The 19,334-nt window shown below is 68.4% G+C and carries 16 protein-coding genes and 1 riboswitch; of the genes, 8 read left to right on the forward strand and 8 right to left on the reverse strand.

The annotated features are described in order from the left end of the window. Positions 1-18 precede the first annotated feature (18 nt). From RIB98_16595 to RIB98_16610, 4 genes are read left to right on the forward strand one after another with little or no spacing between them, the layout of a single operon-like run. Positions 19-1,434: an ABC transporter substrate-binding protein gene (locus tag RIB98_16595; GenBank protein MEQ8842603.1), complete on the forward strand. Its 1,416-nt coding sequence runs from the start codon at positions 19-21 to the stop codon at positions 1,432-1,434. After that, positions 1,431-2,918 (forward strand): hypothetical protein, encoded by a 1,488-nt coding sequence (locus RIB98_16600; protein ID MEQ8842604.1) that lies wholly within the window; start codon positions 1,431-1,433, stop codon positions 2,916-2,918. The genes RIB98_16595 and RIB98_16600 overlap by 4 nt, the downstream gene beginning before the upstream one ends. Before the next feature lie 51 nt (positions 2,919-2,969). Then, positions 2,970-3,206: a hypothetical protein gene (locus tag RIB98_16605; GenBank protein MEQ8842605.1), complete on the forward strand. Its 237-nt coding sequence runs from the start codon at positions 2,970-2,972 to the stop codon at positions 3,204-3,206. Beyond that, on the forward strand, positions 3,199-3,666 hold the full coding sequence (locus RIB98_16610) for a MaoC family dehydratase (GenBank protein MEQ8842606.1): 468 nt from the start codon (positions 3,199-3,201) through the stop codon (positions 3,664-3,666). The genes RIB98_16605 and RIB98_16610 overlap by 8 nt, the downstream gene beginning before the upstream one ends. A 2-nt stretch (positions 3,667-3,668) precedes the next feature. Here RIB98_16610 and RIB98_16615 read toward each other — a convergent pair whose 3' ends face one another. The 3 genes from RIB98_16615 to RIB98_16625 are packed head-to-tail and all read right to left on the reverse strand — an operon-like array spanning position 3,669 to position 9,146. After that, positions 3,669-4,505: a CoA ester lyase gene (locus RIB98_16615; protein ID MEQ8842607.1), complete on the reverse strand. Its 837-nt coding sequence runs from the start codon at positions 4,503-4,505 to the stop codon at positions 3,669-3,671. 2 nt (positions 4,506-4,507) lie between these two features. Continuing rightward, positions 4,508-5,665, reverse strand: a complete 1,158-nt coding sequence (locus tag RIB98_16620) for an acyl-CoA dehydrogenase family protein (protein MEQ8842608.1) — start codon at positions 5,663-5,665, stop codon at positions 4,508-4,510. A 22-nt stretch (positions 5,666-5,687) separates the two neighbouring features. Further along, positions 5,688-9,146 (reverse strand): indolepyruvate ferredoxin oxidoreductase family protein, encoded by a 3,459-nt coding sequence (locus RIB98_16625; GenBank protein MEQ8842609.1) that lies wholly within the window; start codon positions 9,144-9,146, stop codon positions 5,688-5,690. Positions 9,147-9,213: 67 nt separating this feature from the next. Here RIB98_16625 and RIB98_16630 point away from each other — a divergent pair, with 67 nt between their 5' ends. From RIB98_16630 to RIB98_16645, 4 genes are read left to right on the forward strand one after another with little or no spacing between them, the layout of a single operon-like run. Further along, a complete protein-coding gene (locus RIB98_16630) occupies positions 9,214-9,693 on the forward strand; it encodes a nuclear transport factor 2 family protein (GenBank protein MEQ8842610.1) in 480 nt (159 codons plus the stop codon). After that, on the forward strand, positions 9,690-10,166 hold the full coding sequence (locus RIB98_16635; GenBank protein ID MEQ8842611.1) for a VOC family protein: 477 nt from the start codon (positions 9,690-9,692) through the stop codon (positions 10,164-10,166). The genes RIB98_16630 and RIB98_16635 overlap by 4 nt, the downstream gene beginning before the upstream one ends. Next, entirely contained in the window at positions 10,163-11,458 is a 1,296-nt protein-coding gene (locus RIB98_16640; protein MEQ8842612.1) for a sulfotransferase, read from the forward strand. The genes RIB98_16635 and RIB98_16640 overlap by 4 nt, the downstream gene beginning before the upstream one ends. Then, the gene (locus RIB98_16645) at positions 11,455-11,841 is read left to right on the forward strand and encodes a nuclear transport factor 2 family protein (protein MEQ8842613.1); all 387 of its coding nucleotides are present in this window, start codon (positions 11,455-11,457) and stop codon (positions 11,839-11,841) included. The genes RIB98_16640 and RIB98_16645 overlap by 4 nt, the downstream gene beginning before the upstream one ends. Positions 11,842-11,930: 89 nt before the next feature. On the opposite strand, the gene RIB98_16650 is transcribed toward RIB98_16645, so the two are convergent. From RIB98_16650 to RIB98_16670, 5 genes are all read right to left on the reverse strand, one after another. Next, positions 11,931-13,136 (reverse strand): LLM class flavin-dependent oxidoreductase, encoded by a 1,206-nt coding sequence (locus RIB98_16650; GenBank protein MEQ8842614.1) that lies wholly within the window; start codon positions 13,134-13,136, stop codon positions 11,931-11,933. Positions 13,137-13,205: 69 nt separating this feature from the next. Further along, positions 13,206-14,015, reverse strand: a complete 810-nt coding sequence (locus RIB98_16655) for a crotonase/enoyl-CoA hydratase family protein (GenBank protein MEQ8842615.1) — start codon at positions 14,013-14,015, stop codon at positions 13,206-13,208. Positions 14,016-14,122: 107 nt separating this feature from the next. Then, positions 14,123-17,032: an aminomethyl-transferring glycine dehydrogenase gene (gcvP, locus tag RIB98_16660; protein MEQ8842616.1), complete on the reverse strand. Its 2,910-nt coding sequence runs from the start codon at positions 17,030-17,032 to the stop codon at positions 14,123-14,125. A 140-nt stretch (positions 17,033-17,172) separates the two neighbouring features. After that, positions 17,173-17,276, reverse strand: a riboswitch (glycine riboswitch). 19 nt (positions 17,277-17,295) lie between these two features. After that, entirely contained in the window at positions 17,296-18,096 is an 801-nt protein-coding gene (locus tag RIB98_16665; GenBank protein MEQ8842617.1) for a type II CAAX endopeptidase family protein, read from the reverse strand. A 77-nt stretch (positions 18,097-18,173) separates the two neighbouring features. Further along, positions 18,174-19,301 carry a hypothetical protein gene (locus tag RIB98_16670; GenBank protein MEQ8842618.1) on the reverse strand — a complete coding sequence of 376 codons (1,128 nt, stop codon included), beginning with the start codon at positions 19,299-19,301 and terminating at the stop codon, positions 18,174-18,176. Between the last annotated feature and the right edge of the window lie 33 nt (positions 19,302-19,334).

Here is a 19,334-nt window from a genome sequence, read left to right on the forward strand (position 1 = left end):
GCAGGCTAGCTTCGCGACATGACGCATCTACGTGGGCAATGGCGTTTCCTGCTGGTCTGCGTCGTCGCGACGGCAACCCTCGCGACGGCGTGCGGGAGCGGGGACGACCCCTCGGCGACCGGCGAGGTCGATGACGTCGATCTCGACTCGGATTCGTCCGACAGCGGCGGTGAGGACACCAGCGATCCGGCGACGGCCGAGGACGCGAGTGGGGACGAGACGGAGGCGGACGACTCCACCACCACCGAGCCGCTCGAGCTGACCGACTCGTTTCGCGGGGTGACGGCCACCACGATCAAGGTCGGCGTGGTCGCACCGGATCTCGAGGCGCTTCAGGGACTCGTCGACCTCGACCACGGATCCTACGAGGCCGCGTATCGTGCGCTCTTCGAAGAGGTGAACGCCAACGGTGGGATCAACGGCCGCGAGGTCGAGGTGGTCTTCGAGCCGTTCCTGCCCGTCGGCACCGAGGCGATGGACACCATCTGTGCGCGGCTCACCCAGGACGAGGAGGTGTTCGCGGTCGTCGGCGATCTGCAGAACGACGGGCCGCTCTGCTACACCGAGCTGAGCGACACCGCGGTCGTGGGCAGTACCCAGAACGACGATCGGGTCGCCGCGTCCGCCGCACCCTGGTTCAGCGCATTCCGCAACAGCGACAACGTGACCGAGACGATCATCCGCGGCTTCGACGCCGAAGGGATCTTCGACGGAGAGACAGTCGGCGTGGTGGCGGGTGCCGCCGACCAGGATGCGGTCGAGGCGAAGGCCCTTCCGTTGCTCGACGAGTTGGGCGTCGATGTGGTGGATGTCGCGTTCATCGAGGCGTCGCCGCTCGACACCGTGGCCGCGGAGGCCGAGACGTCGCTGATCGCCGAGAAGCAGGAGTCCGAGGGCGTCACCCTCGCATTGGCGATCGGTGCGAGCTCGCCCATCTACGCCGGTGGCCTCGAGCAGGTCAGCTACCGCCCGCAGGTTGCGGCGACCTCGCTCTCGTCATTGCGAGGCTACATCCGCGATCGTGGCGGGAGGGATCTCTCGGTCCTGGAGGGCGCCGTGGCCGGCAACACCGCGGAGCAGCTGGGCTGGTGGGACGATCCCGCTGTGCAGGACTGCATCGCCACGGTGGAGGCAGCCGGAGAACCGACGATCCTCGACCCGAACACCCGGCTGCCCGACGAGCCCGAGAACCTCGTCTCGGTGGCAGCTGCGTGCCGCAACATCGCGTTGTTCGTGGCGATCGCGACTGCGGCCGGCGCCGACCTCACCAACGACACCTTCCGAGCCGCCGGCGAGGGGTTGGGTGAGTTCCACGTGCCGGGGCTCGGCCCGGGGACCTACAGCGCGACTACGCCCGACGGTCGGGTTCCCGTCTACTTCTTCGAGTGGGACGCGGCCATCGACGATCTGAGTTCCGACGGCACCACGTTGTGAGTGACGTGTTCGCTCATCGGGCGTTCATGCTCGATGTCAGCCGAGACCGCGTGCCGACCAACGACACGCTCGATTGGCTCGTCGGTGTGCTCGCCGCGACCGGCTTCAACGAGCTCCAGCTCTACGTGGAGCACACGTTCGACTATGTCGGTCACGACGCGGTCTGGGCGGCGGCGTCGCCGCTCACCCACGACGACATGGGCCGGCTCGACGAACGATGCCAAGCCGCCGGCGTGACCCTCGTCGCGAACATGAACGGCTTCGGCCACATGGGGCGCTGGTTGGCGCTCGACAAGTATCGCGACCGGGCCGAGTGTCCGGATGGATTCGACAGCCTCTTCGGCGGCGGCCAGAGCCCACCGTCCTGCTTCGCGCCGACCGTGGAGAACGCGGCGCTCGCGGTCGAACTCGCTCGCGACATGGCGTCAGTCGTGCGTGAGCGGCGAATCCACATCGGCGGCGACGAGCCGTTCGAACTCGGCGACGGGGTGTCCGCGGCCGACGTCGCCGCCCGTGGGCGCGACGAGGTCTATCTCGAGCACCTGCGGCGCATCATCGAGCCGTTGCAGGCCGAGGGATTCGAGATCATGTTCTGGGCCGACCTCTTCCGGCGCGACCCCTCGCTCATTCCGAGGATCCCCGCGGGGGCAGTACCGGTCGTCTGGAACTACGAGGCACCGGCCGAGTTCAGCTGGCTCGACTTCCTCGAACCCGAGTTCGTCGAACGCCTCGGCCTGCCCGACGACGCCAATCTCGGTTTCGCCGCCCATGCTCGCCAGTTCGTCGATGCCGGTGAGCCCTTCTGGGTCGCGCCGGGCACCTCGACCTGGAACACGGTGATCGGACGCAACCCGAACGCGGCGGCCAACATCGCCGACGCCGTGGCCGTGGGCGGCGCCAACCACTCGCCCGGGTTCCTGTTGACCGACTGGGGCGATGGCGGTCACTGGCAGCCGTTGGCCGTGTCGTTGCCGTCGATCGTTCGGGGAGGAGCCGCCGCCACCACCGGAATCGTGCCCGACGACGTCACGGTCTGGTCGGTGATCGACCGCGTGCTCGGCTGCGACCGTGGCATCGGGGAACTCGTCGACCGACTCGGCGACATCGCCGAGTCGATCGGCGTGAGCTCGCCCAACGGCTCGGCGTTGTCGGCCGCGCTCGGGGGATCCGCGATGCCCGTGTTGGGGACCGCCGACCCCGACGGGATCGAGGCTGCGCACGCCCTGCTCGTCGACGCGATCGCCCGATTCGACGACGGGTCGATCGGCGGCGAACGGGGCGAAATTGTCGCCGCCGAGATGGCTGCGGCGTGTCGGCTCGCGTTGCACGGCCTCGTCCGTGTCGCTGCCGACCACGGTGTGGACACCGGCGTGCCGCCGACGCTGGGCACCTTCGAGGGGGCAATCGTGGCCCAACGGGCGGCCTGGTTGCTGAGCAGCCGGCCCGGTGGTCTCGACGATTCGCTGGCCAAGCTGCGCCGCTGACCGGGCCGTCGCCGCGCCGAGCGCTCGGCGCGGAAGAACTACCGTTTCCGCATGGTTTCGGAGCCGACAACCGAGGAGGTCCCGGCGGACATCGAGCATCCGTTGTGGAGGAATGTCGCCGGAGTGGCTGGGCTTCTGGTGGCGCTGACCGTGGCCCTCGTCGTCCTGACCGCGCTTCTGGGCTGGCTGTTGATGGAGAGTCGGTCGTGGAACGAGCGCAATGACCCGGTCGACGTCGGCCAGGAACGGGGGAGTGTCGACCCGGCACTAGTGTCCGGGAATGGCTGAACGTCCGGTGCCGGGAAAGTGGTTCGAGGAACTCGCCGTCGGGCTCGTGATACCGCACGCACTGCGCCGCACGGTGACCGAAGCCGACAATGTCGGCTTCTCCACGATGACGATGAATCCGGCCTGGCTGCACCTCGACTTCGACTACGCAACCAACGAGACCGAGTTCGGTCGGCCGCTGGTGAACTCGTTGTTGACGCTCGGCATCGTCGTCGGCATCTCGGTCCACGAGACGACCCTCGGCACGACGGTGGCCAACCTCGGATTCGACAAGGTCGACTTCCCGGCCCCGCTGTTCCACGGCGACACGATCCGCGTGGAGACCGAGGTGGTGGCGGCTCGCGAGTCGTCCAGCCGACCGGGTCAGGGCATCGTCACCTTCGAGCATCGTGGGTTCAACCAGGAGGACTCCCTGGTGTGCCGGGCCCGGCGCAACGCGTTGATGCTGCGCCGCCCCTGAACTCAGTCGGCCAGGGAGAGCAGGCGCCGCGCTTGACGGGCCACCGGCTCGTCGACCATCTGACCCTCGAAGTCGATTGCCGCGACGCCACCGGCCGAGGCGGTCTCGTAGGCGTCGAGCAGGCGGCGAGCCCGGTCCACGGCCTCGACCGAGGGCGTGAATGCCGCATTGGCGATGCTGACCTGGGCCGGGTGGATGCAGAGCTTGCCCGCGTAGCCCATGGCCAGGGCCTGCTCGGCCTCTCGTCGCGACCGGTCGTCGTCGCGGAAGTCGGCGACCACCTGGTCGAGGGTGGGGACCTCGGCCAATCGACCGGCCAGGACGACGAGGCTGCGGGCGATGTGGACCTCGTCGTTGGACGACGTGCGGGAACCGCCCATGTCGGCGATGAAGTCCTCGGCCCCGAAGTAGGCGGCGGCGACGACCGGGTGCGCGAGCGTGAGCCGCGCGTCGGCTACGCCCAGCGCCGTTTCGATCCCGGCGATCACGGCGAGGTCGGCCCGTCCGGCCGACGCCAGGGCCTCGCGGACCTGGTCCAAACCCTCCCGCGTCTCGATCTTCGGGACGACGACGGCGGCCAGGCCGTCGGGCAGCCCGGCGATGTCGTCGGCGAACCATTCCGTGCTCGGATCGTTGACCCGAACGGCGACCGCCGCCCGGCTCTCGACGGTCGCCATGAGCTCGGGCAGCGCCACCCGGGCGCTCTGCTTGGCCCCGATCGGGGTGGCGTCCTCGAGGTCGATGGCGATCAGGTCGGCGCCACTGTTCGGCATCTTGGCCACGAGGTCGGGTCGCACGGCCGGCGCGAAGAGCAGCGAGCGAAGTCGAGCGGGCAGCATCGTCACGCGTTTCCGAGTCGCTTGGCGACCTCTTCGAGCATGACCTCGGTGGCGCCGCCGCCGATGGGAAGGATGCGAGCGTCGCGGCTCATGCGCTCGACCGTGGTCTCGCGCATGTAGCCCATGCCACCGTGGAACTGCACACAGTCGTACATGACCTCGTTGATCATCTCGCAGGCCCACGCCTTGAGGCCGGAGGTCTCCCGGACCGGGTCGATGCCCTGCTCGGCGAGCCACGCGCAGTGGTACATCGAGGCCCGAGCGGCGTCGACCTGGGCCTGGCGCATGGCGAGCCGTTGCCGAATGGCACCGAGGTCGAACAGGTGTCCGCCGAAGGCCGAGCGGTCCTTCGTGTATTCGACGGTGATGTCGATCGCTCGCTGGGCGGCCCCGATGCCCATGCCCACCAGGACCAGTCGCTCGTTCTGGAAGTTCTGCATCGTCTGGTAGAAACCGCGGTGCACGGTGCCCAGCAGCTGTTCGTCGCCGACCCACACGTCGTCGAGACGGAGCTCGGCGGTGTCGGAACAACGCCATCCGGTCTTGTCGAGTGTGTTGGCGACGGAGAAGCCCTCGGTGCCCTTCTCGACCAGGAACATCGAGATGCCGTAGCGGTCGTCGGGCTGGGTACGGGCGGCGATGATGGTCATGTCGCCGTAGGCCGCGTTGGTGATGAACATCTTCGATCCGTTGATGCGCCACCCGTCGCCGTCCTTGTCGGCCCGGGTGCGGATGCCGGCGACGTCGGACCCGGCGTCGGGTTCGGTCACCCCGATCGACAGGATGCATTTCCCGGCGAGTACATCGGGGAGATATCGGGTGAGCTGGTCGTCGGAACCGGAGTTGAGCAGATGGGGGAGCGCCATGTCGGTGTGGTCCAGCACCGTCACGTCGAAGCCTGCGTAGGTCGACGAGCCGAGCGCTTCGGCGAAGGTGAGGGAGGCGAGAGGACCGAGGCCCAAACCCCCCTGATCTTCCGGTACCCGGAGGCCGAACATGCCCAGTGCGCCCATCTTCTGGAGCACGTCGCGGGGCACGAACCCGTCGAGCTCCCACTGCGCGGCCTGGGGCACGACCTCGTTGGCCACGAAGTCGAGGGTCTGTTGGTGGAGGGCGCTGAGGTCGTCGTCGAGCTGGGCGACGTTCGGAACGGAACTCATGGGGAGCAGCGTAGGCCTGACGTCAGGCTGACGCGAGCCGCTCGAGGGTCGCCCGGAAGCGTTCGACGTTCGCCATCTTGACGCCCTCGTAGCCGCGGACGAGATCGGCGGCCTCGGCGATGGCGAGCGCGCGTCCGACATCGTCGGGGGTCGGTGCGGCGCCGAGCGCATCGGTGATCGCGGTGAGGTACTCCTCGGGTAGCGCCCGTTCTATGCGGCGCACCTCGGCCCGGCCGAAGGGGTCGAGCGGGGTGCCGCGAAGGCGCTTCGCCTTCGCCAGGAGCCTGAACGCCGGTTGCCAGCGGGTGTTGATCGACAGCTTCGAGCTGCGACCGAGTGCCCGCAGGGTGGGGGGATGCAGTCGCCATGCGACCTTGTCGCCCGGTGCGGCGACTTCGTCGACCGCTCGGTGGCCGTCGGGATCGAGCATCAGGCGAGCCACCTCGTACTCGTCCTTGTAGGCCATCAGCTTGAAGAGGCCCTCGGCGGTCGCGTCCAGCAGCTCGGGCGAACCCGCCACGGCGTCGACCGCCTCGAGCGCGCCGAGGAATCGTCCGGCCAGGCGCTGGTTCTGGAAGGCGATGAGCTCGGCCGTGTTGCGAGTGATCATCTCAGCCCGCGACGCGTCACCCCTCGCGAGCTCCTGGATCCGCTTCTCGAGCCCGGCCGGCACCACGGGCGACGGCCTCGGGACGACACGGTGTCGGGCGGCGTCCACGACGGTGGGATCGGCGACCTGCCATCGACCCCAGCGAAAGGACGCCAGGTTGAGGTCGACAGCCACGCCGTTCAGCTCGATCGCGTGCTCGAGCGACTCGGGGGCGATCGGCAGGAGGCCGGCCTGTACGGCCATCCCGATGACGAAGATGTTCGCACCGACGGAGTCGCCCACCAGGTCGCCGCAGATCGTGGCGGCGTCGGCCCAGTGCCGGGCCCCGTCCCGGGTGCCCTCGTCGATGCGCCGGAGCAGGTGTTCGGTCGACGGCATCTCGGTCTCGGGGCGGGCGATCTTCGCGCCGGGCGGGGTGAGCGCGAGCGAGCCGACGACCGAGGTGCGGCTCGGATCGGTGGCGTCGAGCCCGCTCCACGAGGAGGCGACGAGGAGATCGAACGCCAGGAGCAGGTCGGCCTGACCGGCGCCGACGCGGCTGCTGCCCGGGAGCGTACCGTGGGCGATCCGGACGTCGGAGACGACGGGCCCGGCTTTCTGTGACAGCCCGATCTGGTCGAGGCCGAGCACCTCGGCGCCCTCGAACATCGCGGCGGTGCCGAGCAGCTGCGAGACGGTGACCACGCCGGTGCCTCCGATGCCGGTGATGTGGACGCTGACATCGTCGGCGGTCCGCGGCGAGGGTGCCGGTGGCTCAGGCGGTTGCGGCAGGGCCGCGGAGGGTGCGGCGGCGCGCCGGGGCCGCCACCAGCGCGACGGCCGGGTGGTGATCGAGATGAACGCAGGGCAGTCGCCTTCGAGACACGACAGGTCGAGATTGCAGCTGTCCTGGTCGATCGTGGTCTTGCGGCCGAACTCGGTGTCGAGGGGTTGGACCGAGAGGCAGTTGGATACCCGGGCGCAGTCGCCACAGCCCTCACACACCCGATGATTGATGACCACGCGGGTGGGTGGCATGGCCACCTTTCCCCGCTTGCGATCGCGACGGGCCTCCGCTGCGCAGCGTTGGTCGTGGATGAGCACGGTGACGCCCCGGACGCCGGCCAGGGCCCGCTGCGCGTCGTCCAGCCGCGTACGGTCCCACACGTCGACCTCCGGCGGCAGTCGCATCGCCCGGGCCCGATCGGGATCCTCACTGGTGACGATGACGCGCTTGACACCCTGGGCGAGCAGCTGCCGGCACACCCGGGGGAGCTCGATGCGGCCGGTCGGATCCTGCCCGCCGGTCATGGCCACGGCGCCGTTCCACAGGAGCTTGTAGGTCATGTTGGCGTCGGCCGCGATGGCAGCGGTGATGGCGAGCTGACCGGAGTGGAAGAACGTGCCGTCGCCGAGGTTTTGCACCATGTGCGGCGTGTCGACGAAGGGCGCCATCCCGATCCACTGGGTGCCCTCGTTGCCCATGCACGTGATGCCGGCGATGTCGCCGTAGCGCTCGTCGTCGCCGAGGAGCACCATCGTGTGGCACCCGATGCCCGCCCCGACGAGCGTGCCCGGCTCGACCACCGTGCTGCGATTGTGGGGGCAACCGGAACAGAAGTACGGGGTGCGAGAGACGGCCAGCGGGATGCGCTCCCGGGTCGGCGGCTCGGTGCGCAGACGGCCGCCGAGTCGCTCCTGGAGCTCGGTGCGCAGAACCGGGATGATCTCGTCTGCGTGCAGCGCCCCGGATGCCGGCACCAGCAACTTCTCGAACTCGTCGGCTCGCCCGACCACGGTGGGGTGATGGCTGGCGTTGTAGAGCGCGTCCTTCACGAGCGACTCGACGTTGGGGGTCTTCTCCTCGATCACGAGGATGCGCTCGAGTCCGCGGGCGAACGTCCGGATGGTGGACACGTTGAACGGAATCGGCATGCCCAGTTTGAGGAGTCGGATGCCGGCGCTCTCGATGTCGGCGTCGGTCTCGAGCCCGATGCGACGGAGCGCCTCGCGGAGCTCCCGGTAGGTGATGCCCGATGCGACGATGCCGATCCAGGCGTCGCTCGGATCGATCGTCACGTGATTGAGACGGTTGACCGCGGCGTACTCGAGAGCCAGCGGCGCGCGGACCTCGATGATCTCGCGTTCGATGTCGAGCGAGGTCGGGGTGAGCAGCACGCCGTTGGGCCGGTGGGCATAGGTTCGGCCGTCGATGGTCGGGATCACCGGCGTGACGCGATCGGGATCGAGATCGACGGTGCTCGAGCCGTCGGCGACATCGGCCACGATCTTCAGGCTGACCCACAGCCCGGTGGCTCGGCTGAGCGCGATGGCGTGACGACCGAGGTCGAGCGCCTCTTCGGGGTCACCGGGATAGAGCACGGGGATGTGGAGCGACGCCAACACCCCTGCCGAGGTCGACGGCAGCGTCGAGGACTTGGCGGCCGGGTCGTCGCCGACGAGGGCGACGGCGCCGCCCAGGGGGTCGCTTCCCGCGAACGCGGCATGACGCAGCGCATCGGCGGCACGATCGACGCCGGGCGCCTTGCCGTACCAGAGTCCGAGCACCCCGTCGTAGCGGGTGTCGGGACGCGTCGATGCCAGCTGGCTTCCCATGACCGCAGTGGCGGCGTACTCCTCGTTGACGGAGGGTCGGAGCACGACCGGGAGGTCGGCTGCCTCCTTGGCAGCCGCCGCGAGCGCGCTGTCGAGTCCACCGAGCGGTGAGCCCGGGTAGCCGGCGGCGAACGCTGCGGTCCGAAGGCCGTTGCGTCGGTCGACGCGGAGTTGCTCCACCGGGAGCCGCGCGAGGGCCTGGATGCCGGTCATGAACACGGTGCCGGCGTCGTGCGTGTAGCGATCGCTCAGTCGGTAGGTGTCGGCGTCGGTCACTCTCGGCCTTCCTGGTCGACGGCAGGGTTTTCAGCCCTGTCCGAGTATGGCACTACCTTCGTGAGCGATGGCTGCGACCCCGAACGACACTGCCGCGAGGAACGCTGCCGACATCGAAGCGATCCGCCGGCTCAAGGCCCGCTACTTCCGCCTGCTCGACCAGAAACGGTGGGACGACTGGCGCGACGTGTTCGTCCGCGATGTCGAGATCCTCACACCCGACGACACGGGCGACCCGAATCCGATCGTCGGGCGTGACCGCTTCGTCGACGGCCTGGCCGAGATGCTGGCGACGGTCACGACGGTGCACCACGGTCACATGGTCGAGATCGAGGTCGACGGCGACGTTGCCACCGGCATCTGGTCGATGGAGGACCATCTCTTCTGGCCGCCCGAGATCGGGCTCGGCCACATGTGGGGCACCGGTTGGTACGAAGAGGACTATCGCCGAGACGACGACGGCGAGTGGCGCATCGCCAGGATGTATCTCCGTCGGATCCGAGTGGAATCCGACGGCAAGCAGATGTTCCCCAGGGAGGGCGAATGAGCGAGAGTTCCACACGTCAGCGCGGCGTCAACCGGGTGGTGATGGCCGTTCGTGACATCGATGCCGGTCGGGCGTTCTACGAGAAGCTGCTCGGCTGCACCTTCCACCATGGCAACGACGAGGAGGCGGCCGCATTCGGCGTGCGGATGCTGTTCAGCTGGGACGGTGGCATCGAGCTCGTCGCGCCGATCGAGGGTCGTGACAGCTACATCGGAAAGATCGTCGACGAGCGGGGTGAAGGCATCATCGGCGTCGTCTGGGCGGTGGCCGACGCCGACGCCTCGAAGGCGGCCGGCGAGGAGCTCGGCGTCACCACGTTCCACACACTCGACTACTCACAGGCGCAGATCGACGCCGACCTCCAGGGCCGGTTCCGGCGCTACTACGAGCACTTCATGGGGGGCCCCGACACGCCGCTGGGCGATGCCTCGGTGCTCGTCGGCGAGTTCGACATTGCCGACGAGCCGTCGTGAGCAGGCCTGCCGCCGTCCGAATCCACGACCTCGTCGCCCCCGAGTTCACGCCGGAGATCGCCGCCGCCTTCGACATGGTGGCGCCGCTGGCCGAGGCGCTCGACTGGTCACCCGACGCGATCCTCGGTCAGGCCACGGCCGAGACCGGCCTCGACGACTTCGGCGACGATCTGCACGTCGCGCCGCTGGCCGTGCTCTCGACCGCCCTGCGCGACGAGGCCGAGCTGTCCACGCTGGGTCAGCTCTCGAATCACGCAACGCTGGTCGGCCACGCCCGCCAGAAGCTTCTGGTCGAGGACCTGTTGCGTCGCCATCCCGAGATCCACGAGATCGAGATCGAACGCCCGGTCGTCATCGCCGGTCAGGGGCGCACCGGCACGACCCATCTCCACAACCTGATGTCGAGCGACCGTTCGTTTCGCACGATGCCGTACTGGGAGAGCCTCGAACCGGTGCCGCCGCGCGAGGAGCAGGACCTCGATCTCGGTACCGACTATCGGTCGGACCCGCGCTACCAGCGCTGCGCCGAAACGCTCGCCGGCCTCAACGAGGCCCTGCCGTACTTCAAGCGCATGCACGACATGTATCCCGAGCACGTGCACGAGGAGATCGCGCTGCTGGCGATCGTCCACGGCGGCATGGCCCCCGAGACGATGGCGGTCATGCCGACGTGGCGCGACTGGTACCTGGCCAGCGATCAGACGCCGCAGTACGAGTTCATGAAGACCGTGCTCAAGGCGATGACGTTCCTGGCCCGCGGCACCGAACGCAACGGGGGCCGGTGGCTGCTGAAGTCGCCGCAACACGTCGAACGACTGCGGGAACTGATCACCGTGTTCCCCGATGCGACCGTCGTGTGCACGCACCGCGATCCGGTGGCGGTGGCGAAGTCGATGTCGACCATGCTCGCCTACACGTCACGGATGAGCCGCGACCCGACGAAGCTGGTCGACGTCGGCCGCTACTGGATCGACCGTATGGGCACCATGTTCCAGGGCATGGCCGATCAGCGCGAGCTCGTGCCGGCCGATCAGTCCATCGACGTGAAGTTCCACGAGTTCATGGCCGACGACATCGCGACCGTGCGGCGCATCTACGAGCTGGCCGACCATCGCTGGGACGACACCACCGAGGCGGGCATGCACGACTACATGGCGGACCACCCGCGGGGTGTCCACGGCAGCGTGACCTATCACATCGAGGAGGACTTCGGCGTCGACACCGCCGAGCTGGCCCGGGACCTCGCGTTCTACGTCGAACGCTTCGATGTCCGAGTCGAAGGGGACCGATGACGACAGCCGACGAGTCCAAGGCCGCGCTGGCGCGTTGGTACGACGAGATGTGGTTCCAGAAGAACTTCGCGCTGGTGCCCGAGTGTGTCGGCCCGATCTACACGCGTCACGAGGCCGGCGGCACGCGCACGATCGCGGCCGAGCAGTACCGGGACTTCCTCCAGTCCGCGATGACCGACGTGCAGATCACCGACGGCCGCTATCGGCTCATCGCCGAGGACGACCATGTCGTGGCGATCGGGTCGTGGTCCTTCAACGGTCAGCAGTGGGACTGGGTCCAGGCGTTCCGCGTCGAACACGGAAAGCTGGTCGAGACCTGGCTCTCCGGTATCGGCACCGACACCATGTGGTCCCCCGACGCCATCCGCCCCACCCCCTCCTGAGGTCCCCCCCCACCCCCGCAAATTGAGGCGAGTTGACCACCGCGAAGGTGGTCAACTCGCACCAAGTTCGTCGAGGGGCGGCGGCGTGATCAGACGGCGATGGTGAATTCGGGCGGCACGGCCTGGTTCACGATGGGGTCGACCTCGCCGTTGAACATCGGGAACTTCGGCGTGGCCGCTTCGCGCATGCGAGTGGTCGAGTGGACCGGGTCCTTGTCGAACTCGGGGATCACGTACTTGCCGAAGGTCTCGATCATCTCGATGGTCTGCTCGTGCGTGTAGCCCTCGTCGGGGGTGCCGAACGCGACCTGGTCGCAACCGACCTTCTCGTAGGCCTGCACCTGCTCGCACACCTCTTCGGGATTGCCACACAGCATGTAGCCCTCGCGGATGGCGTAGTCGAGCGTGTCGTCGTCGAGCTCGAAGCGGTTCGTGGGGCTCGGCCACACAATGGCGTCGGGGCTTTGCGGCATCGAGTCGTGGTACAGGTTGACCATGGTCACCCGGTAGCCACGCAGGTTGCGCTTGGCCATCGCTCGGGCCTCTTCGCGGTCCTCGAGACAGATGACGGCGTTGGTCATCATCACGTTGTTGTTCTGGTACTGGCCGATCGGGTCGGTGACGTTCTCGGCCGCTTCCTTGTAGGCCTCGACGCGACCCTTGAGGTTGTGGATCGGCTCGAAGTTGAACGCGATCGCACCGATGCCGTGTCCGCCGGCCTTGGCGAAGGTCGCGGGGTTGCCACAGGCGACCCACATGGGCGGGTGACCCTTGCCATAGGGCTTGGGGAGGATGTTGTGGGGCTTGGGCACCGAGAAGTGCTCGCCTTCGAAGGAGTAGTCCTTTTGCTCCCACATACGGGGAATCTCGTGGGCGACCTCGTCCCACATCGACTTGGTGACCGAGAGTTCGGTGCCGCCGAAGGTGGCGACCTCGTGGCTGCCGGCGCCACGCCCGGTGCCGAACTCGAACCGACCCTCGGAAAGGTGGTCCATCATCGCGGCGCGCTCGGCGATGCGAACGGGGTGCTCCTTGGTGGTGGGGAAGGAGGTGATCGCGGAGCCGACGTGGATGCGCTCGGTCTTGGCCGCCACGTAGCCCATGAACGGGTAGGGAGCCGACATGTGGCTGTACTCGGTCAGCGCATGGTGCTCGCCGAACCAGGTGTACTTCCAGTTGAACCTGTCCGCATGGATCGCGTACTCGGCCTCGCGCATGAGCATGAGATGCTCAGAGTCGGGGTCGTGGGCGGCGGGACCCGGCAGATAGCCGTTGAAGAAGAGACCGAACTCCATGGGTTGCTCCTAGGAAACTAGAACGTGTTCTGGTTTTGAGATTAGCAGGGAATTCGCCATGACTGCAGATCAGGTGCCGGTGAAGTTCGGGGTGCGCTTCTCGGCGAAGGCCTTGGGGCCCTCCTTGGCGTCATTGCTGGCGAAGACGGCCTGGCCGTACTCCCACTCGTGGCGAAGTGCGTCGTCGAGCTCCATGCCGTCGCACTCGTGGAGGGTGCGGGTGATGGCGGCCGTGGAGAGCGGCCCGTTCGCCGCCACCACCTGGGCGATCTCGAGCGCCTTCTCGAGGGCAGACCCGTCGGGGACGACATGGCCGATCAGGCCGATGTCCTTCGCCTCCTGGGCGGGGAGGTGCTTGCCGGTCAGCAGGATCTCGGCGGCCTGGGTGTAGGGGATCTGGCGGGGGAGTCGCACCGCCGAACCGCCCATCGGATAGAGCGACCAGCGCGCCTCGCTCACCCCGAAGCGGGCGCTCTCACCGGCCACACGGATCTCCATGGCCTGGAGCAGTTCGGTCCCGCCCGCGATCGCCACGCCCTCGACCGCCGCCACGATGGGCTTGGTCGGGCGGTAGTGGCGGAACAACGCCTTGTAGACGATGTCGGGGTCCTCGGCCATGCGGGCCGCCGTGTCCAGGGGATCGCCGTCCTTCGCGTCGCCGGCCATGGCCCGCAGGTCGGCACCGGCGCAGAAGTTGCCACCCGCGCCGGTCACGACGATGCAGCGGATGTCGGGATCGTTCGACGCTTCCTCGTAGGCGTCGTACATCCGGATCAACATCGCGCCCGAGAGCGCGTTGAATCGCTCGGGCCGGTTCATCGTCAGGATCAGGACGTGACCGTCCCGCTCCACCAACAGGTCGTGGTTCTCGTCACCCATGACCCCGAAACCTAGGCCCCCCTCCCCCCAACCCCGAAATTGATGGAGTTGACCACCGCGGAGGTGGCCAGCGGGCATCAATTTCGGGGGTGGGGGCGGGGGACAGGTCAGGCCAGGGCGAGGTCCTCGAGCGGGGGGCAGCTGCAGATGAGGTGGCGGTCGCCGTGGACGCCGTCGATGCGGCTGACCGGCGGCCAGTACTTGCTCTCGCGGTCCCAGGCTTCGGGGAACACGGCTTCCTCGCGGGTGTAGGGGTGGGTCCACTCGTCGGCGGTCGCCTGGTCGGCCGGGTGTGGCGCGTTGACGAGCGGGTTGTCGTCGGCCGGCCAGTCGCCGGACTGCACGCGCTTCGCCTCGGCGTGGATGGCGAGCATGGCGTTGCAGAAGCGATCGAGCTCTTCGAGCCCCTCGGATTCCGTCGGTTCGACCATCAAGGTGCCGGCGACGGGGAACGACATCGTCGGCGCGTGGAACCCGAAGTCGATCAGCCGCTTGGCGATGTCGTCGACCTCGATGCCGGCCTCCTGCTTGAGGACGCGGGTGTCGAGGATGCACTCGTGGGCCACCCGGCCGGTGGCGCCCGTGTAGAGGACCGGATAGTGGTCCTCGAGGCGCTTCGCGATGTAGTTGGCGTTGAGAATGGCGGTCTCGGTGGCACTGCGCAGGCCCTCGGCGCCCATCATGCGGATGTACATCCACGGGATCGCGAGGATGCCGGCGGACCCCCAGGGCGCAGCCGCGATGGGTCCGGCACCGGTGGGCGGTCCCGCCACCGGGTTCAGGGGATGGTTCGGCAGGAACGGCACGAGATGGGCGCCCACCCCGATCGGCCCGACGCCGGGACCGCCGCCGCCGTGCGGGATGCAGAAGGTCTTGTGCAGGTTCAGGTGGCTCACGTCGGCGCCGAACTTGCCGGGCTGGGCGAGCCCGACCATGGCGTTGAGGTTCGCGCCGTCGAGATAGACCTGACCGCCGGCGTCGTGGACCATCTCGCAGATCCGGCGGACCTCGACCTCGAACACGCCGTGGGTCGACGGGTAGGTGATCATCAGCGCCGAGACCCGCTCGCGGTACTCGCTGACGACCTTGTCGAGGTGGGCGAGGTCGACGTTGCCGAGCTCGTCGCACTGCACTACGACCACCTTCATTCCCGCCATCACCGCGCTGGCCGCGTTGGTGCCGTGGGCCGACGACGGGATGAGGCATATGTCGCGCTCGTGGTCGCCCCGGGACCGGTGGTAGGCCCTGATGGCCAGCAGACCGGCCAGCTCGCCCTGGGCACCGGAGTTCGGCTGGAGCGACACCGCGGCGTAGCCGGTGATCTCGACGAGCCAGCGTTCGAGCTGATCGATCATGCGCTGGTAGCCGACCGTCTGGTCGACCGGAGCGAACGGGTGGATTCCGGCGAACTCGGGCCAGCTGATCGGTTCCATCTCCGTGGCCGCGTTGAGCTTCATCGTGCACGAGCCGAGCGGGATCATCGAACGATCGAGCGCGATGTCCTTGTTGACGAGCTTGCGCATGTAGCGCACGAGCTCGGTCTCGCTGCGATACGCGGAGAAGACCGGGTGAGCGAGGGCCGGAGTGGCTCGGCGCAGCGACGCGGGCCGGGGATCGTCGACGGTGGCGTCGAGCCGGGCCAGGTCGGCGTCGACCCCGAACGCACGCCACACGATCTCGATCTCGGCGCGGCCCGTCGTCTCGTCGAGGCAGGCGACGACGGTGTCGGCATCGATGCGGCGCAGGTTGATGCCCTCGGCCAGCGCCATCGCCATGACCTTGTCGGCCCGGCCCGGCACCCGGGCACACACGGTGTCGAAGAAGTGGTCGTGGACGATCTCGACACCGCCCTCGCGCAGCCCCTGGGCGAGCACCGCGGCCAGCCGGTTGACCCGCCGGCCGATGCGGCGCAGCCCCGACGGGCCGTGGTGCAGGGCGTACATCGACGCCATCACGGCCAGCAGCACCTGGGAGGTGCAGATGTTGGAGGTGGCCTTCTCGCGTCGGATGTGCTGCTCGCGGGTCTGGAGGGCCAACCGCAGGGCCCGCCGTCCGTGGGTGTCGATCGACACGCCGACGAGACGGCCGGGGAGCGAACGCTGGTGCGCCTCGCGCACGGCGAAGTAGGCCGCGTGGGGCCCGCCGAAGGCCATGGGCACACCGAAGCGCTGGGTGGAGCCGAGAACGACGTCGGCGCCGAGTTCGCCGGGCGGCGTCAGCACCGTGAGGGCGAGCGGGTCCGCGGCCACGGCGACGAGGGTGTCGTTGGCCTTGCATCGCTCGATGATCGCGGCGAGATCGGGGATGGCCCCGGTGCTGCCCGGATACTGCACGAGCACGGCGTAGACACCGTCGAGATCGGCGGTGAGCGGATCGGCCACGAGGGTCTCGAGTCCGATCGGTTCGGCCCGCGTCTCGACGACGGCGATGGTCTGGGGGTGACACTCGGGGTCGATCACGAAGCGATCGCCCTGCTTGCCGCCGCTGATGCGGTGCAGCATGGTCATCGCCTCGCCCGCGGCGGTGCCTTCGTCGAGCAGCGACGCGTTGGCGAGATCCATGCCGCTCAGCTCGGACGCCATCGTCTGGAAGTTCAGCAGGGCCTCGAGGCGTCCTTGGGAGATCTCGGGTTGGTACGGCGTGTAGGCCGTGTACCAGCCCGGATTCTCCATGATGTTGCGACGGATGACCGGTGGCGTGAGGGTGTCGTGGTAGCCGAGCCCGATCAGTGACGTGGTGGGCCGGTTGGCCGATGCGATGGCGCGGAGTTCGTCCTGGGCCGCCTGCTGGCCGATCGGATCGGGCAGCGCCAGGGGACCGGGCATGCGGATGTCGGCGGGCACCGTCTGATCGATGAGCGCCGCCATGCTGTCGACGCCGAGGGCCTCGAGCATGGTGGCCCGCTCGCGGTCGGTCGGCCCGATGTGGCGGGCGACGAAGGCGTCGTGACCCTCGAGTTCGGTGAGCGTGGGGCGGTCGTCCTGGCCCGAGGCTCGGGTCTGCGGCTGGGTTGTCACGGGAAACTCCGGGGTCGAGAGCGAGGTTTCCCCGCTCGGTCCGGAGGCCTGAGAGCTTCACGTCGTCCGGCGGACCGGTCGGCGCTTTCCCCTTCGGCGGGTGCCCGACCTGGCGGCCGACACCACTCTCCCGAGACGCCCACGCAGTGGCGGTCGGGGATGCCTGAGAGGTTCCCGGGGAGGTTGCTCCTTCGGCGGATGCCCGGCCCCGAAGGTTCGGTCATCGCTCTCCCGCCGCTGCAGACGACGTGAAGAGAAAGATATCAGGCCACTTCGGAGATGATCGCCACCATGCTGACCGCGTTCACGAGTGCATGGGCCAGGATCGAGGCTGCGATCCGGCCGGTGACCAACCGGCCCACCCCGAAAGCGAGCCCGATCGCGAACAGGATCGGGAATCGCGAGGGCTCGAAATGGAAGGCCGCGAAGCCCGCACTGGTGATCAGCAGCGTCACGATGTTGTTGATGCCCCGCTTCTCCAGCGCGCTCCAGAACAGGCCGCGAAAAAGGAGTTCCTCCACCAGCGGAACGAGGGTCGAGCCGAGTACCGCGAAGGCGAGGATCCACACCGTGATCCCGGTGCCCTCACCGGAATCGATGGCGAGATCGGCGGCGGCCGCGGACGGTGCCTCGCCGCCGAGGGCGATCATGATCAGCAGGGTCGCGATCGCCATGATCCAGGCGCCGACCAGCAGGCCGAAACCGACGAGCAGGTCCTGGCGGCGGGCTTGCAGCCGGAAGTCGGCGGTCAGGCCGGCGCCTCGCCGTCGGGCGAGCCACGTGAGGTAGGCGAGCGCGGCCATCGGCGGCACTGTGAGAACGCCCGGGAGCCATGGGCCCTCGAGCGTGCTGTCGACGTCACCGCCGAGCGCGAGGAGGCCGATGCCGGTGCCCACGACGATGTAGAGCACCAGGGTGAGAACGACCTCGCCGAGTCCCCATCGCGACACCGAGTGGTCGTAGGTGTTGGTGACGACGCGCGGGCCCGAGGAGGCCGGCGCGGGGCGCGGGGGTGGCGGTGGGAGGCGCGGAGGGCGGGGCGGCGGAGGTGGCAGGGGGGCCATGCCCCCGCCAGCGTAGGACCACCCCGGCGGGTATCAGTGGCGCGCGCCAGCGCCGAAACGCGCGACGGGGGACCGCGCTACGGGTGGAGCGCGCCGCCGTCGGGCAGGCCCATCTTCTCGAACGGGCCGAAGAAGCCGTGTTCGTAGAGGCCGTAGCCGGTGCGTCCGTTGTAGGTGAACTCGCCGACCGAGTCGACGACGCCGTACTGGGCCATCGGTCGGATCTCGTCGACGTCGAGTTCGAGGGCCTGGACGACCTCGTTCTCGCCCTGCCACATGCCGTGTCGCCAGTCCTCGTCCATGCCGTAGCCGGTCCCGATCGAGATGAAGTTCGTGAGCAGCGGCTTGCACTCGACGGTGATCGGACCTTCCGGTGCGTCCGGGAAGGTGATGCGGCTGCCGCTGAGCAGGCGGGTGCCGGAGATCATGTCGTGGTCCCATTGCGGGTGGCCCAGCCATTCCGGCTCGCGAGCCGGGTCCTTCCAGACCCGCATCGCTTCCTCGAGCGGCCGGTCTTCCGACGGCTCCTCGTGGCACATGTAGATGATCGAGTGATCGCCGAAGTCCATCGGCATGTAGTTCCACATGCCGGCCATGGTATTGAGCGACTGGCGGATGCCGTCGGGCTGCTTCTCGCCGACGGGGCGGACACCCCAGCTGCGGTCCCGCGAGCCACCACAGTGCGACGGGTCGACGGCGATCTCCTCGCCGGCGATGGTGATCTGGCCCTCCCAACGTCCGCACTGGGCGAACCGCTGGGTGTCGAACATGACGGTGCCACGGCTGCGGATGTACTGGCGCGGCTCCTCGAACGCCGGATGCGAGCCGGTCCAGGTGATGTCCATGGAGATGTTCGCGTCATTGGGCTCGACGACCACCCGGAGCTTGTGCAGCGGCTCGATGATCTCGATGCGGAACGGGCCGACGGAGATGTCCATCCGATCCTCGAGCGGCTTCGATGCCCGCATGATGCGCTGCGTGCCACCACGGGTCACCGCCAGGAACGCGTCGGTCGTGCCCAGGTTCGGATACACCCCCAGTCCGAAGATGGCGAAGTAGTCGTCGGAGCTCGGATGGAGGTTGAAGTAGTAGCGGTCGTAGAAGTTGCGATCGCTGGTGGCGACGTGGCGGATGTACTCCGATGTCTGGTGTACCGGGAAGTCGTCCCAGCTCGAGATGCTCTGGTTGTACTGGCTGGCGTTCATGGTGGGCGACCGTAACCGTTACTCTGACGGTGC

Source organism: Acidimicrobiales bacterium, assembly GCA_040219515.1.
Lineage (GTDB): Bacteria > Actinomycetota > Acidimicrobiia > Acidimicrobiales > Aldehydirespiratoraceae > JAJRXC01.